Source organism: Flagellimonas ochracea (assembly GCF_009903685.1).
Taxonomy (GTDB): Bacteria; Bacteroidota; Bacteroidia; order Flavobacteriales; family Flavobacteriaceae; genus Flagellimonas; species Flagellimonas ochracea.
Genome location: NZ_JAAABI010000001.1, coordinates 1,003,247 through 1,018,860 on the forward strand (window position 1 = coordinate 1,003,247; position 15,614 = coordinate 1,018,860).

The 15,614-nt window shown below is 38.6% G+C and carries 12 protein-coding genes; 5 read left to right on the forward strand and 7 right to left on the reverse strand.

Going from position 1 to position 15,614, the window contains the following annotated elements; translation table 11 throughout:
- Window positions 1–27: 27 nt before the first annotated feature.
- Window positions 28–891, forward strand: a complete 864-nt coding sequence (locus tag GTQ34_RS04715; RefSeq protein ID WP_166522589.1) for a sigma-70 family RNA polymerase sigma factor — start codon at window positions 28–30, stop codon at window positions 889–891.
- A 178-nt stretch (window positions 892–1,069) separates the two neighbouring features.
- Window positions 1,070–1,807: a tyrosine-protein phosphatase gene (locus GTQ34_RS04720; RefSeq protein ID WP_166522590.1), complete on the forward strand. Its 738-nt coding sequence runs from the start codon at window positions 1,070–1,072 to the stop codon at window positions 1,805–1,807.
- On the opposite strand, the gene GTQ34_RS04725 is transcribed toward GTQ34_RS04720, so the two are convergent.
- Genes GTQ34_RS04725 through GTQ34_RS04740 form a run of 4 tightly spaced genes read right to left on the reverse strand, consistent with a single transcriptional unit; the run spans window position 1,808 to window position 8,022 of the window.
- Entirely contained in the window at window positions 1,808–4,180 is a 2,373-nt protein-coding gene (locus GTQ34_RS04725) for a GumC family protein (protein ID WP_166522591.1), read from the reverse strand.
- 31 nt (window positions 4,181–4,211) lie between these two features.
- Complete coding sequence (locus GTQ34_RS04730; protein ID WP_166522592.1) at window positions 4,212–4,979, reverse strand: polysaccharide biosynthesis/export family protein; 768 nt, start codon at window positions 4,977–4,979, stop codon at window positions 4,212–4,214.
- Between the two features lie 14 nt (window positions 4,980–4,993).
- Window positions 4,994–6,937 (reverse strand): polysaccharide biosynthesis protein, encoded by a 1,944-nt coding sequence (locus GTQ34_RS04735; RefSeq protein ID WP_166522593.1) that lies wholly within the window; start codon window positions 6,935–6,937, stop codon window positions 4,994–4,996.
- Window positions 6,934–8,022: an aminotransferase class I/II-fold pyridoxal phosphate-dependent enzyme gene (locus tag GTQ34_RS04740; protein WP_313790404.1), complete on the reverse strand. Its 1,089-nt coding sequence runs from the start codon at window positions 8,020–8,022 to the stop codon at window positions 6,934–6,936. Before GTQ34_RS04740 ends, GTQ34_RS04735 begins: the two co-directional genes overlap by 4 nt.
- Window positions 8,023–8,427: 405 nt before the next feature.
- Between GTQ34_RS04740 and GTQ34_RS04745 the strand changes: the two genes are divergently transcribed.
- From GTQ34_RS04745 to GTQ34_RS04755, 3 genes are all read left to right on the forward strand, one after another.
- Window positions 8,428–9,453: an NAD-dependent epimerase gene (locus GTQ34_RS04745; RefSeq protein ID WP_166522594.1), complete on the forward strand. Its 1,026-nt coding sequence runs from the start codon at window positions 8,428–8,430 to the stop codon at window positions 9,451–9,453.
- 182 nt (window positions 9,454–9,635) lie between these two features.
- The gene (locus GTQ34_RS04750) at window positions 9,636–10,973 is read left to right on the forward strand and encodes a UDP-glucose dehydrogenase family protein (protein WP_166522595.1); all 1,338 of its coding nucleotides are present in this window, start codon (window positions 9,636–9,638) and stop codon (window positions 10,971–10,973) included.
- Between the two features lie 189 nt (window positions 10,974–11,162).
- Window positions 11,163–11,942, forward strand: coding sequence for a hypothetical protein (locus tag GTQ34_RS04755; RefSeq protein WP_166522596.1), 780 nt, complete (start codon window positions 11,163–11,165; stop codon window positions 11,940–11,942).
- 47 nt (window positions 11,943–11,989) lie between these two features.
- Here GTQ34_RS04755 and GTQ34_RS04760 read toward each other — a convergent pair whose 3' ends face one another.
- The 3 genes from GTQ34_RS04760 to wecB are packed head-to-tail and all read right to left on the reverse strand — an operon-like array spanning window position 11,990 to window position 15,609.
- On the reverse strand, window positions 11,990–13,237 hold the full coding sequence (locus GTQ34_RS04760; protein WP_166522597.1) for a GNAT family N-acetyltransferase: 1,248 nt from the start codon (window positions 13,235–13,237) through the stop codon (window positions 11,990–11,992).
- Window positions 13,238–13,288: 51 nt separating this feature from the next.
- Complete coding sequence (locus GTQ34_RS04765) at window positions 13,289–14,488, reverse strand: glycosyltransferase family 4 protein (protein ID WP_166522598.1); 1,200 nt, start codon at window positions 14,486–14,488, stop codon at window positions 13,289–13,291.
- Window positions 14,476–15,609 (reverse strand): non-hydrolyzing UDP-N-acetylglucosamine 2-epimerase, encoded by a 1,134-nt coding sequence (gene wecB / locus GTQ34_RS04770; RefSeq protein WP_166522599.1) that lies wholly within the window; start codon window positions 15,607–15,609, stop codon window positions 14,476–14,478. Before wecB ends, GTQ34_RS04765 begins: the two co-directional genes overlap by 13 nt.
- Between the last annotated feature and the right edge of the window lie 5 nt (window positions 15,610–15,614).

Below are 15,614 nucleotides of genomic sequence, written 5' to 3' on the forward strand. Positions count from 1 at the left end.
AGATTATCCTTCTAACAGATAAAAACTATGAGACCTCTTTCTATATCAAAGCAAATTACAATAAGGGAAAGTCCCTCCCTTTCCAGATATCTTAATGAAATAAGCCAAATTCCTATGATTACTGAAGAAGAGGAGGTTCAGTTGGCAATTCGAATCAGAAACGGGGAGGGCCGGGCCATGGAAAAATTGGTCAAATCCAATTTACGGTTTGTCGTATCGGTTGCCAAACAATACCAATCAAGAGGTCTCGGTCTCCATGACTTGATCAATGAAGGAAACCTGGGATTGGTCAAAGCCGCAACAAAATTTGATGAAACCTATGGATTCAAATTCATTTCTTACGCAGTTTGGTGGATACGTCAAGGGATAATACAAGCACTTTCAGAAAAGTCGAGGATGGTAAGACTGCCCTTGAACAAAATAAACGCAATTAAGAAGATAAAGACCGTCTCTTCCAATTTCGAGCAAATACACTTAAGAAAACCTCTGGCTGAAGAAATATCAGAAGTAATGGATTCCACACTATCAGAGATTCAATTTTGTTTAAGACATTCTTCTTGGCTCATTCCCTTAGATGAACCCTTGAAAATGAGTGATGGGGAGGTCAACTTGCATGATAAAATACAATCTAAAGATTTTGAAAATCCAGATCGAACGCTCGTAAAACAATCTTTAAAAATAGACATTGACAGTATTTTTGAAGTGCTGTCCTACCGTGAAACCTATATTATTAAAATGTACTATGGCATTGGAGTAAATGATAGCTTAAGAATACAAGAAATCGCTGTTCATTTAGACCTTACAACTGAACGGGTACGACAAATAAAAAAAGTGGCCTTGACCCGATTGAGAAATTCTTCTAAAATGGAATTTTTGAAAGAGTATTTGTAATTAGTAAAATTGTTCAAGGTAGAAAACAAAATCCCATCAAAAAGACCAATAGGCTTCACCTACTTTCCAACGCAATCGCCCCTACCCTACTATTTATCGACATTGTAAAATACTGCGTCGGGAAATAAATACTCCATAAGAGGACATATCTTTTATCTTTGTATTCCAGATTTTACACATGTTCCATTTTTTTGAGCGAAAAAGATTTTTGGTTGATTACCTGCACGGTTTTGTAGATATACACAATCATGTGCTACCGGGCATAGATGATGGTGCCAAAACCGTGGATGAGTCCCTTGAACTTGTTAATGGATTTGCAGAGTTTGGTTTAAAAACCATGATTTGTACGCCCCATATCATGCATAACTACTATGATAATACACCAGAGACCATAACCCAGGCCCATAAAAAACTAATAACAGAACTTTCTGCCCATGATGTCGAAATTGAAGTTGATTTTGCGGCCGAACACATGATTGATGACAATTTTGAAACCATCTTGGAATCTGAAGCGGTAATGCCCCTTAAAAAGGAATACTTACTTATTGAGATGTCCTATTTGCAGCCATCATTCAACTTTGACATGGCCATAGATAAAATTGCAAAACAGGGATACTTCCCCATATTGGCCCACCCAGAACGGTACACTTATTACCACAATCAGCATAGAGTATATTCTGAATTCAAATCTAGGGGAATCCTATTTCAAATGAATTTATTATCGCTTGGTGAATTTTATGGCAAAAAAGTAAAGGCAACCGCCGAAAAACTATTAAAAGATGGTGTTATTGAATATGTAGGTACCGATGTTCATAACATAAGACAGTTAGCATCCCTAAAGGAGATGAAGATAGAAAAGAAGAATCTTAAACTGCTTTTGCCTGTGATAGAAAATACGATACTTACTTTCTACTAATCACGAAAAACTCCACCATTTTTTAACAGATTTCCCATACCCATAACCGTATTTTCCTCCGTATCCCAAATTAGCATCTTTCACCCCGTTAACCACAAAGGATAGATTCTTTATTTTCTTTTCCTTTAGCAATTTAATCGGATATTCTAATACTTTCTGTTCGGTAACCCCTGCTTTGGTCACATACAATATTTGGTCGGCATAATCACTGATCAACAAAGTGTCGGTAACAACCAACATGGGAGCAGAATCCACAATTATATAGTCATACTTTGATCGTGCACAATCTAAAAACTCCTTAACCCGATCACTCATTAACAATTCTGCGGGATTAGGTGGTATCTTACCGGAGAAAACAATATCAACCTTATTTTCATTGATTACCATTGGTGAAACAACCTCGTCAAAACGAACTTTTTCGTCATAAAGAAATTCGGTAAACCCTTTTTGCATTTTTCCTCGTGCTTTGATGTCACTGGGCTTATTTCGACTTAAATCAGTATAAAAATTATGCAGTTTCGGATTTCTTATGTCTGCACCTAACAACAACACCTTCTTTTTTGCGCTAGCCAAAACCATAGACAAGTTGGATGACAAAAATGTCTTACCCTCACCGGATACACTTGAGGTAACAAGAACTACTCCGGCTTGGTCGCTTTTCAATTTTCTTTTCAGTACATAGTCTAAGTTGGTCCTTAAAATCCGTAATGACTCTCCAAGAACCGAACGATCCATCCCAGAAACCAGTTTGTTTTCTCTACGTCCTACTTTTGGTAATTCTGCGATAACCGGTGCTTTGTTCGAAATCAATTGTTCCAGTTCTACTTTGCTGCTTACTTTGTTGTCCAATAGATCTTTGACATAAATTATTGAAAAAGGAATCAGTAGTCCCAGTATAAATGAGGCAAGATATATTGCATTTTTCTTTGGAGAGACAGGGTAATTGGAACCATAGGCCGAATTGATCACTTTCGATTTTGGCGAAGCTGAAGCGAAGGTAATTTGCGATTCTTCCCTTTTTTGCAATAAATAGAGATATAGTGATTCGGTGGTTTGCTGCCTCCTGGAGATATCACGAAGTGCTCTTTGGTTACCTGGTGCAGCATAGATTCTAGAATTTATCTGTGACAGTTGTTTGCTTAAACTGTTCACTTGGAGGTTGAGATTATTGGTAACGTTGTTGAGACTGGATTGCATGCCTCTCTTCAAATCTTCCAATTGTTGGTCCAATTTTACAATTACCGGATTCTTTTCGTTTGAACTTTCCAATAGTCTATTGCGCTGGGCGACAAGTTCGTTGTATCGTTGGGCAGTAGATGAAATACTTTGATCCGCCAGGCCTACTTCTGGAATTATGTCATAATCTTCCTGTCCGCTTATTAAATCTTTCATAGAGCTTGCTATGCTCAATTGAATATTGGCATTTTGCAGTTCTTGTTCACTTGCAGCACTCATGTTGAAATTCACGCTTGATTGCGTCCCTAAATCGGCTATTCCCCTACTTGTTTTAAAGCTCTCCTCAGACTCATCCACAGAAGACAAATTTGAATAGATTTCAGTAATTCGGTCATTTATGAACTTGGTAGTTCGGTCTGCAATGGCTTTTTTATCTGAAACTGCATTGGAATTGTTAATGTTTATCAACTCGTTAATAACATCAATTGCCCGTTGTTCAATGGGGTCGGTCAACATAATATTGATGATATTGGAAAACTTTTTATCATTTGCGCTTATGATGGTTTTCTTTCTATAGAAATCTGCCACTCGCTCCAGAGGTTTAATGACCACTTTCATTTGCTTGTTTCTGTATTGCGACAATTTTTGTTTAGGTGTAAGAATAATGTCCCCTATTTCGGTGCTTATCTTATCACCAAAGCCATATTTCTTTTCGGGTTGGTCTTCCCGCTCTTTGTAGCCAAATGAGGTGTTTGAATCTATTTTGATATAGAAGTTGAACTTAGCATTGTCAATTATGGAGTCATTGGATAAAAAATTAATGGAAAAAGGAATGTTTTCCTTTCTATAGAGTTCCGTATCCTTAATGTTTCCCAGCACAAAGTATTGGATATTCAACTCCAATTTTCGAACAATATGGATAAAATTGTCACGGGCCGACAACAATTCGGTCTCATCTTCTATCTTGGCCTTCCCGGATGAAAAAATATCCAAGTCATCAAGAACGCTCAATTCTGAGGCTTGATTGGAATCTTCAAGTATTTGTATTTTCGCCGTTGCACTGTATTCCGGTATGGTATATCTCATATATAAGATTGCCAACCCAACACAAATTGCAACCGAAAGAAAGAACCACTTCCAATTTCTTAGACAGATGTCCACTAGGGTCTTTAGGTCAAGTTCAGAGGTCTTTGACATTATAGAATATGGTTTTGGGTATTTCTTAAAATCAGTTCCTGGTAAGCAAAACCACTGTTGAAGTGACCAGCACAGAAATAATGGATACAGCTATGGAAGCCCTTTGATCCAGACTTGAGGCTGTCTTACCAGATTTATTCGGTTCCACATATACTACATCATTTTGGGTTAGGTAATACACAGGAGATTTTAATGCATCTTTTTGATTGAGATTGATTCTGTTATAGACCTTTGTCCCATCAAAATCACGAATCACCATAATATTATCTCTCCTACCCTTGATGTTGATATCTCCAGCAAGACCCAATGCCTCCATAATGGTAATCTGCTCCCCATTGACTTCATACGTGCCAGGCCGGTTTACAGAACCTAGAACGGTTACCGTAAAGTTCCTGATTCTTATGTTTATGATTGGGTCCTTTAAATAGTCAGTAAGTTTCTCTCGTAAAAGGTCTCGGGTCTCACTTGGTGACAACCCTACAATTTTAATCTTTCCAATGACAGGAAAATCTATTTCCCCATTTTTGTCAACCAAATAGTTTACCTGTTCTGGGCGTATACCCCCCTCTCCTGCGCCTCTAAACAAATTAAATGGTGCACTGGCCTCTGGATCAAGTGTGGAAACATGAATGCTCACCAAATCATCCACTTTGAACTTTGTAGTAGCCGGATTTTCGTTGATCAATGTCTCAAATTGACTTGCATCTTGAAAATAGATTACATCTTTTGGTGAAGTGCATGACGCCACCAAGCAAGCTAATACAAAATAGCTTACACCTTTTATTTTTTTACGAATCATAAAGTTATCCAGTATTAGTTATTGAGTTGAGGTATTTCAGGTTTGGACTCACCCTTGGAGTTACCCAGTTTTTTCTCATCCAATTTACAAAAATCAGAATTGTTGGAAATGTATTCGGGAACAATACTTTTCATCAATTTAACCACATTGTCCTTAAAGAAAAGATTGGAGATGCAAAGTTCATCAATCATGGTCCTTGTTCTGGCATAATCAATGTCCCTAACCTTACTTATCATAATTTTATCGTTGTAGGTTGGAAGGGTGTTTTCACCATTGGCCAACAATTCCTCATAGAGTTTTTCCCCTGGCCGTAATCCCGTGATTTTTATATCGATGTCATCTGGATAATGTAAACCCGAAAGACGTATCATGTTCTTGGCCAAATCCAATATTTTGACTGATTCGCCCATGTCAAAAATAAATATCTCCCCACCTTTACCCATGGCACCGGCTTCCAAAACCAATTGTGAAGCCTCTGGAATGGTCATAAAATAACGTGTGATGTCCTTGTGCGTCACTGTTAAAGGTCCTCCCTTTTCAATCTGCTTTCTGAACAACGGAATTACAGAGCCATTGGAACCCAGTACATTACCAAAACGGGTGGTGACAAATTTTGTTTTTCCTTCTTGCTGTCTACAACTAATGTACATTTCAGCAATTCGTTTTGTGGCACCCATAATATTGGTGGGGTTTACCGCTTTATCTGTAGACACAAAGACAAACTTTTCGACATAGAAATCTACTGCCAAATCGACTATGGTCTTTGTGCCAGCCACATTGATTTTTACAGCTTCATAAGGATTCTGTTCCATTAATGGAACATGTTTGTAAGCTGCTGCGTGAAAAATGCGGTCGGGTCTGTACTCTTCAAAAAGAACCCGCATCTTATTTTTGTCCCTTATATCTCCCACAATAGGAACAAAATTGAAGAAACCTGCCTGTTTCAATTCTTGTTGGAGATCGTATAAAGCTGATTCCGCTTGGTCAATAACGATGAGCGATCTGTAATTATATTTGCAGATTTGTCTCACGAGTTCGCTGCCAATAGAACCTGCTCCGCCGGTCACCATAATTACTTTGTCCTCGAAATCTTTGGCAACCTTGCTGTTCCTGATCTCAATAGGTGGTCTATCCAACAAATCCTCAATCTGCACCCTCTTAATTTGGGAGACTTTGAGTTCACCATTGATCCAGTCTTCTACTGGAGGGACAATCTTAACTTTTACAGGTAAGTCCACAATTTCATTGACCAAAGTCCGAAGTTGTTTAGGACTTATACTTTGAATGGAAAAGATGACCTCCGATATATTGTTGAACCTAACAAACTCATAGGTCAAAATGGATTTACCATAGACCTTTACCCCATTAATGTGTTTTCCGACCTTTTGCAGGTTATTATCCACAAATCCTACCACTTTGACTTTCATCTTGGAGTGGTTGGTCAATGTGTTGTAAGTGATTATACCAGATTCTCCAGCACCGTAGATAATCACGTTCTTGGTTGGTGTTTCGTTGGTGTTCAGCAAATGCTCATACCCTATCTTGAAAACATATCTTGCCGATGTCAACGTAATGAATGTTAGCAAGCTGTTTATGATTATAATTGAAAGGGGTATGGTAAACCCTTCTACAATATTTAAATATCTATTAAAAAGAATGATAGCTATAATTCCGATACTGGCTAAACAAATAGCATTGAAAATGGCATAAACATCCTTGATCCCGGTATGCCTTACAACTCCTTTATAGCTGCCAGAAATCAAAAATGCACCGAAAAACAAGAATACAACAACAGGAAGCTGAGTCCAAAGTCTTTGTACATCAAAATCGAAGCTCAAGTTGAAACGAATGAAGTAAGCCAATATAAAGGAAACGGAAACAATACAAAGATCTATAAGCAGTACTGTCCATTTAGAGGCAAAAGGTCTTTCGTTATTGAAAATGTAATTCTTGATCATACAAGTTCTTTTTTAATGACATTGCAGATTCTTTCCAAATCCATTTGTTCCAAGTTAGATCCACTGGGCAGGCAAAGTCCTTTTTCAAAAAGTGCTTCGCTAATACCATTTGTAAAACTAATGGCATCTTTGAAAACCGGCTGTAGGTGCATAGGCTTCCAAAGTGGCCTAGACTCTATATTTTCATTTCCAAGGGCAAGTCTTATGGACTCTCTGATTTTATAGGAAGGTGTCAAAATACATGTCAACCATCTATTGGAACGGGTTCCCCTTGGCTCCTCCAAAAAACGGATGCCTGGGACTTCAGAAAGGTTTTTTCGATAAAAATCGAAATTGTTCCTACGGGCAGCTACCCTATCATCCAGAACTTCCATCTGTCCTCGGCCAATACCTGCAAGTACATTGCTCATTCTATAATTGTAACCGATATGGGAATGCTGGTAATGTGGTGCATTATCCCGAGCCTGGGTGGCCAAAAAAACAGCCCTTCTCTTTATCTCCTCACTTTTGGCAAGAAGTGCACCTCCACCTGAAGTGGTAATAATTTTGTTGCCATTAAAAGATAGAATCCCTATCTCACCTAAGCTACCGCACTGAAACCCTTTGTATGTGCTGCCCAAAGCTTCCGCACTATCTTCCACTACAGGAATATCATATTTTCTTGAAATGGCATTGATCTCGTCTACCTTGTAAGGCATACCATATAAATGAACGGCAACTATGGCTTTGGGCTTTTTACCCTTCTTAATTCTATTTTCAATTGCTTTTTCCAGAAGTACCGGACATAAGTTCCAAGTATCCTCTTCACTGTCAATAAATATTGGGGAGGCACCTAAATAGGTAATTGGATTGGCCGAAGCTGAAAAAGTAAAGCTTTGGCAAAGCACCTCATCTCCATGTCCAACCCCAAGAAGTTCCAAGGCCAAATGAATGGCACCAGTTCCCGAGCTCAAGCAAGCAGCATGAACGTTGTTTCCTATATAATCTTCAATGGAATTTTCAAAGTGCTGTACATTCGGTCCTAAAGGTGCTATCCAATTGGAATCAAAGGCCTCTTTGACATAGAGTTCCTCCGTTTTTCCCATATGGGGTGAGGATAACCAAATTTTTTTCAAGATCGAGGTTTCCATTTTAAGTTTTGGGTTGATGTAAATGGGGAATCTTTTGGTTCTAGTAAGTAAAAGTAACAGTAAAATTTCCCCCTCAATCTATTTCAACCCACTATTCGCCCAAGGTGAAAAAAAATCGATTAAGTGTAGTGATGAAAAAAATGAACCGAAAGCCTAAATGATTTGGATCATCGCCAAATTCCTACAAATACCGTTAAAATGCTAGTTTGAACCGCTGTAAATCAAATTAATATCTTTTGTTTGATCCCTTTTGGAGGACATCAATTTTGTTTGGTTGTTTCGAATGGAGATCAAACCTAATTACAATTTTAAATTCTATTTGTGCTACATTTTTAATCTTTGCATAACTAAAGCTCTTATATGAAAATTCTGGTAACTGGTGCTGCGGGATTTATAGGATATCATATTTCCAAAAAATTACTCGCAAAGGGACATTCCGTAGTGGGTTTGGACAACATCAATGATTATTATGATGTGGGACTAAAGCTTTCACGACTAGAGCATCTCGGAATAGGCCCGGGAGATGCCCAAATTTTCAATAAGACTGCATCAAGCAACCTATTTGAACGTTTTCGCTTCGTTAGAATGAATCTGGAAGATCGGAATCATCTACCGGAACTTTTTGCCAATGAAAAATTTCATGTTGTCTGCAACCTTGCCGCCCAGGCTGGGGTGAGATATAGTTTGGAAAACCCAGAAGCGTATATAGACAGCAACATAGTTGGATTTCTGAACATCCTGGAATGCTGCCGAAACCACAATATTGAACATTTGGTCTATGCCAGTAGTTCCAGCGTATACGGTAACAGCAACGATGTTCCATTCAAAACAAGTCAAAATGTTGATCATCCTATAAGTCTGTATGCGGCCACGAAAAAAAGCAACGAGCTTATGGCATACACGTATAGTCATTTATATGGTTTCCGAACCACTGGTCTACGCTTTTTTACGGTCTATGGTCCATGGGGCAGACCAGACATGGCCATGTTCCTCTTTACCAAGGCCATTTTGGAGGGCAAATCCATCAATGTCTTTAATAATGGAGAAATGGAGCGGGATTTTACCTATATCGATGATATTGTTGAAGGTGTGTTGAGGGTCTTAAAAGATGATTATACCAGCAGCTATAACATTAGCAAAAAGTATAAGGTTTACAATATTGGTAATAGTAACTCGGTAAAACTTCTCAATTTTATCCATGCTTTGGAAAAAGAACTGAAAAGGACGGCCAAAAAAAATATGCTCCCTTTACAGCCCGGCGATGTTTTACGTACATGGGCCGATGTCAGCGACTTAGTCCGTGATTATGATTACACCCCAAATACCGGTGTGCAAGATGGCATTCATCATTTTGTTGAATGGTTTAGAAATTATTACAAAGTTTAGGTCGGTATAATCGGTATAATATGAAGCCTGAGACAATCAGATACTTTTGGGTCATTTTCCCCTGATCAATACATTTCATCCGTTTTATAAAAAGTTCATCTAGAACGCTTGATGGTTTTGCAGAGTTTGTTGCATCTTTGCGGTGAAATTTTAGCAAGCCTCTTATCATAACATAGGAAAATATGAGATTAACAATAGTTGGAACCGGATACGTTGGATTGGTCACGGGCACCTGCTTTGCAGAAATGGGAAACCACGTTACCTGTGTGGATATAGATGAACAGAAAATTGAAAACCTTAAAAATGGAATAATCCCCATATACGAACCAGGATTGGAGGCAATGGTGCAACGCAATGTAGCCAACAACACCCTATATTTTGATACCCAATTAAAAGATTGTCTTCATGATACGGATATGGCTTTTATTGCGGTTGGGACTCCTATGGGGGAAGATGGTTCAGCCGATTTGCAGTACGTCATTGGTGTTGCCTCGGAAATCGGAAAACATATGACCTCACCACTTATCATTGTGGATAAATCCACTGTTCCCGTTGGCACTGCGGATAAGGTAAAAGCAACTATTTCCCATGAACTAAAGCAAAGAGGTGAGGAAATTGAATTTCATGTGGTTTCCAATCCCGAGTTTCTTAAGGAGGGAGATGCCATAGGTGATTTCATGAAACCAGATCGTGTGGTTGTGGGAACTGAGGATAAAGAAACTGCCGAAAAAATGCGTCGTTTATATGCTCCATTCTTTAGAAGCAGTATGGACCGAATGCTCGTTATGGATGTGCGCTCCGCCGAAATGACCAAATATGTGGCCAATGCCATGTTGGCTACCAAAATTTCATTTATGAACGAGGTGGCGAACATCTGTGAGTTGGTAGGCGCAGATGTAAACAAAGTCCGCATTGGAATAGGTTCTGATAGCCGAATAGGCTACAGTTTTATCTACCCAGGAAGTGGTTATGGCGGCTCTTGTTTTCCGAAAGATGTAAAAGCGTTGAAAAAAACAGCTGAACAAGCGGGTTATCATGCTCAATTACTTGACGCTGTGGAAGAAGTGAATGATAGGCAAAAATATGTTATTGCCAACAAGGTAATCGACCACTTTGGTGAAAATCTTTCAGGGAAAACCTTTGCCGTTTGGGGACTGTCTTTTAAACCAGGTACGGATGACATGCGGGAAGCGCCCTCCATTTACATCATAAAAAAATTGACCTCGCTTGGAGCCAAAATACAGGCATATGATCCCAAGGCAGTTCATGAGGCCCAGACTTTTTACCTAAAGGATGTGGATGGTGTCACCTATTCAGATACCCGATATGCAGCTCTTAAAAACGCGGACGCCATGTTGTTGTTGACGGAATGGAAAGAATTTCGTTCCCCAGATTTCTTGGAAATGAAAAATTCATTGAAAGCTCCGATAATATTTGATGGTAGAAATCAATTTGACAGTGACAGGCTCCAAGCACTAGGCTTTACCTATTATCAGATTGGAAAAAAAAGACTCTCATAGCATTACACTCATCTTAGTAAGAACAACACCATAGTTCTGGGTGAATGACACTTGGGCCAGGCTCCTAACCTTTGGTATTTATTCACCCAGCCCAAACCATAAACCTATATTTCGGACGGGTTGTCGTTTTAAATCCATGGGTTCTGAACATATTTGCTATTTTCGACCTCTAACCAATACATTAAGCCAGTGATTCGGGAAATCAACAAATTTATCGTACGTACACCTTTGCATAAAACCGCTATAGAACTAAAGGCAAAGAAAATATGGAAGGGGTTTTCAAAGGAAAACAGCAAAATACTTGACAACCGAACCATTTACAGTATATCTCCCTATAAAACCGGAACAACGTTCTTGGCGGGATGTTTTGACTACAGCATTTCCAAACACGAACCGATTCATTATGCCTCTGTAAAGAAGATGGAGGAGGATTTTGACGGTTTTTTCATTAGAAGGCTCAACTCATTGAACTTAAAACTGGAGTCATCTGGTTTTTGGAGCGCGTATGTTGACCAATTGGCAAACCACCACATAGGAAAAGACCTTACTTACATCTGTATTCTTAGAAAACCATCATCGTGGGTTACCTCGGTGGTAAACCATTGGTACCAGATAAAAAGATATCGTCAGAATTATTTTTGGACCAATGAACTTTTTTGGAAAAAAATTGTTGGCGTAGATCTGTCCAACTTTTATGAATATTCCGAAGAACAACAGAATGACATCATCAGTAAGATGCTCGATTTTTATATGTCATTTACCAAGAAAACAGGCAACCTAAAGCATGTCCATTACGTTTGGATCCATGATATGACCAATTTTCTCCCTACCCTTGAACAATTAATGGATGAAAAGTCCAAACCAGAAAGTTCAAAACAGAACAAAGGCTTGGTCAAACATTTTGTTTACGAGAACAAGGAAATAGACAATGAATATGCGTCTTTGGTCGAGAGTCTTTCAAACAAATAAATAAGTATATTTTTTCCTTGTTTATATTCGCAAACTGGCTTTTATAACTAAGATTCCGTCAACTCCGTTATTTGAAGCGTCTTCTTGTTTCCTACTATTTGGTACATATCGGAATTATTATTCTTAAATACCTTGATGTCCTTTACATTATCCCTGGTCTTGTACATAAAGTTATAAACCATCTTTCTAAGAAACGAGAACTCTTCTTGCTTTATATCAATTGGCTCCATTCCCTCTGAATCAAAATTTTCGTTCTCCGCTTCCACAAATTCATATTTGGGGCCAACGGTGGGCTTCTGCTCCTGGTTCCGAGTTAGTTTATATTTTATGTTGTGGTACAGTGAATGAAGCTGTTTTTCTCGCAAAAACTGTTTTCCCCGGAAGAAGAAATATATGCTTTTGGCCACTGCAGTCGATATGATGGATTTTGGGCAGTAGAGAATATGGTATTCAAAGGAATATTTAAGGTCACTAATTTTATCCTTTTCTCCATAATCACCTTTTGAAGAATCAAAGATTCTAATCTTGTTATCAATACACCACTCTATCAATTTGAGCGTCAAAATATTACCCAGACCAAATTTGGAATAATCCGTATCAAATACAGGAATCGCTCCCGAAATAATGTCTCCAAAACTAATACTTAGATAGATGCCAATAGGTTCATTGCTTTCGTAGATAACATACAAATGGGCTTCTTTATTCAGAATCATGGGATACATCAATTCCTTAAAATACTCCCATTTCGTCAAGATATGGTATTCGGTTTTCTTCTCGGAGAACCTTTTAATAAGCAGCTTGTGGAGTTTGTCCATTACCAAATCGTAGGTATCGGACTCAATTGAGCCATAATATACCTCATGTCTGATATCAAAACTGTTTTCGAGACCTTTTAACCTTCTTCTTAAAACATTTCTATTGGATGAGCTGTATTTATCCAGTAGAAAATCATCATAAGTGGGATATTTGCTCAAGTCGGTCAAATATCCATTGTACTGCCTTGCCCGTAATCCTTTTATTCCATTGACTCCCTTTACCTCAGGAACCTCAAAATAAGTGGGTACGTCCCTTATCAGGAAAGCATGTCTGAATTTTTGGACCTGTTTCTGTTCAATAGTATAGTAAAATCCCTTGGTTAGATTTTTACCTATATTAACGTAAAGTGGGAATGTGTCGTCCTTGTAAAAACCAACCCCTTTTATGTAATCAAACCGTTTGGTAGGGGATGAGTCTTTAAAATATTTGAGCCAAATTTCCGCAAATCTTTCCGTGTTGAAGGGATTGTGATTTATCATGGATAACACTTATTTCGATTTTCTAATTAGCTGAAAAATAATCTGCACCTGTTAAATATGCTCGTAAACAATGTCAAATGCATGTGCCGGGGTTAAATTGTTCACCATGTAATCATAACCATTTTGTCCCAGCCTATCTCTAAGTTTTTTGTCATTATAAAGCTTTAAAAGGTTCTTTTTCAATGAAGCCGTGTCCCCCGCTTCGGACCATAGCCCACATCCTATCTCTTCCTGCATTCTGCCGAAATCCGTATTTAAGTCCACAGAGGCCAGAACTGGCTTTTTGAACTGATAATAAGAAAGAACTTTAGAGGGATAATTGGGAATAGTAAAATCTTCGCTTAACGAAATCAACCCGATATCTGAAAGCAGTACAATATCGTTGTATTCCTTTTTCGGCAAAAGGTCTTTCATTATAACATTGTTTAGATTTAAATCCGATACCATTTTTGCAATTCGTTTTTGTTCTGTACCCTTGCCCACCAGAAAAAAGACCAGGTTCTTTATTTCCTGGCAATTTTTTGCCAACTCGATTATGTTCTCAAGTTTTTGTGGTAACCCCATATTCCCTCCAAATATCGCTATGAACTTGTTCTGCAGGCCATATTTTTGCCTGGTCGCCTCCACATCGACCTCAACAATTTCTTGAGGATCAGCCCAATTGGGGAGCAGGTGCAATTTGGAAGGGTCCAAATAGGGGTTATGTTTTTTTACATATTCGACATTGGCCGGTGACATGCAGCCGATACTATCACAAGCCTTATATAACTTGATTTCTTTTTTTCTAAAAAAGGAATGAATGAATCCATTGGGCTTCATCATTTTAAGATCAACCGCATTTTGTGGAAAAATATCCCTTAAAATCAAATACAATTTTCCTTTTGACTTCTTCTTCAACCAAAATGCCACATCAATGAGAGTAATCGGCGGGGTTGGCATTATTATCACATCAAAATCCAAAGGTATCTTGTGCCTCCTTAACGCCCTTTTATATAGATAGGGCAGCAATAAATTGGAAAAGCCCTTTATTAAATTGCCTGTACCAAAAAGCTTCAGAGATGGTACCCTGAGTATCTTAAGTCCGCTTTCATGATAGATCTTAGATTGTTTTCCCTCGTCATCGGCAGCAATAACAAAGACGTCATGACCCATTTTGCTAAATTCTAGCATCAAATTGGAATACAAGAATCTTCTTTTCTCAGGATTAGGAAATCCCAAAGCAATGAAAATCACCTTTTTCACTTCCCCCATACTACCCTATTTACATAATCCACATAGGAAATTATGATTCGCACCACCTTTTCACTTACGTTGGGCATGGTATAATCAGTTACTTCCCTGAAGTTTCTATGGGGATTACGCTTTTGTACTTCAAGTGCCTTTAATCCCTGCAATATTCTTTCAGGGTTCAGGCCCACCATCATAACCGAAGCTTCTTCCATAGCCTCAGGACGTTCATGGGCCTCACGAATGTTCAATGCCCTAAAATTTAATATCGAGGATTCTTCGGAAATGGTTCCACTATCGGAAAGCACAGCAAAAGAATTTATCTGAAGTGCATTATAGTCTGAAAAACCCAAAGGTTTCAAAAATTGTATGTTTTTGTGTGTTTTGACCTTTTTATCATCCAACATATTCCTTGTTCTAGGATGGGTGGAAACAATTACAGGATAATCATAGGTTTCGGCAATTTTATTGAGGGATTCTATTAAACCTGAAAAATTCTTGGGGTTGTTGATATTCTCTTCCCTGTGGGATGAGATCACGAAATACTTTCCCTTCTCCAGACCTAAATCGGCGATAACCGTTGATGCCTCTATTTTGTCCTTAAACTGATGGAGCACCTCATACATGGGGCTTCCTGTTTTGATTACCCTATCCGCAGGAAGTCCTTCCCGGAGCAAATATTCCCTAGCAATGTCACTGTAGGTCAAATTAATGTCGGCAACATGGTCCACAATCTTTCTATTGGTTTCCTCAGGGACCCGTTGATCAAAACAACGGTTTCCAGCTTCCATGTGGAAGACAGGAATCTTTCTCTTTTTCGCAGGAATGGCACAAAGACAGGAGTTGGTATCACCTAAGACCAGAAAAGCATCTGGATTAATTTCCTCAAGCAATGGGTCTATTTTGATAAGGATATTACCAACGGTCTCAGAGGCATTTTTCCCGGCAGCTCCCAAAAAATGGTCCGGTTTTCGAATACCAAAGTCCTCAAAAAAAATCTCGTTTAACTCATAATCGTAGTTCTGCCCTGTATGAACCAAAGTATGCTCAATGGCTTCATTGGCATCCAAGGCATTCAACACGCAGGCCAAACGAATAATTTCAGGTCGGGTACCTACAACGGTCAGTACTTTAAGCTTTTTCAATGGTT

Coding starts and splice junctions, on each gene's coding strand:
- GTQ34_RS04745 (WP_166522594.1), top strand. CDS start 8,428: ATGAAAATTCTGGTAACTGGTGCTGCGGGATTTATAGGATATCATATT.
- GTQ34_RS04765 (WP_166522598.1), bottom strand. CDS start 14,488: ATGGGGGAAGTGAAAAAGGTGATTTTCATTGCTTTGGGATTTCCTAAT.
- GTQ34_RS04735 (WP_166522593.1), bottom strand. CDS start 6,937: ATGATCAAGAATTACATTTTCAATAACGAAAGACCTTTTGCCTCTAAA.
- GTQ34_RS04720 (WP_166522590.1), top strand. CDS start 1,070: ATGTTCCATTTTTTTGAGCGAAAAAGATTTTTGGTTGATTACCTGCAC.
- GTQ34_RS04715 (WP_166522589.1), top strand. CDS start 28: ATGAGACCTCTTTCTATATCAAAGCAAATTACAATAAGGGAAAGTCCC.
- GTQ34_RS04760 (WP_166522597.1), bottom strand. CDS start 13,237: ATGATAAATCACAATCCCTTCAACACGGAAAGATTTGCGGAAATTTGG.
- GTQ34_RS04725 (WP_166522591.1), bottom strand. CDS start 4,180: ATGTCAAAGACCTCTGAACTTGACCTAAAGACCCTAGTGGACATCTGT.
- GTQ34_RS04740 (WP_313790404.1), bottom strand. CDS start 8,022: ATGGGAAAAACGGAGGAACTCTATGTCAAAGAGGCCTTTGATTCCAAT.
- GTQ34_RS04750 (WP_166522595.1), top strand. CDS start 9,636: ATGAGATTAACAATAGTTGGAACCGGATACGTTGGATTGGTCACGGGC.
- GTQ34_RS04730 (WP_166522592.1), bottom strand. CDS start 4,979: ATGATTCGTAAAAAAATAAAAGGTGTAAGCTATTTTGTATTAGCTTGC.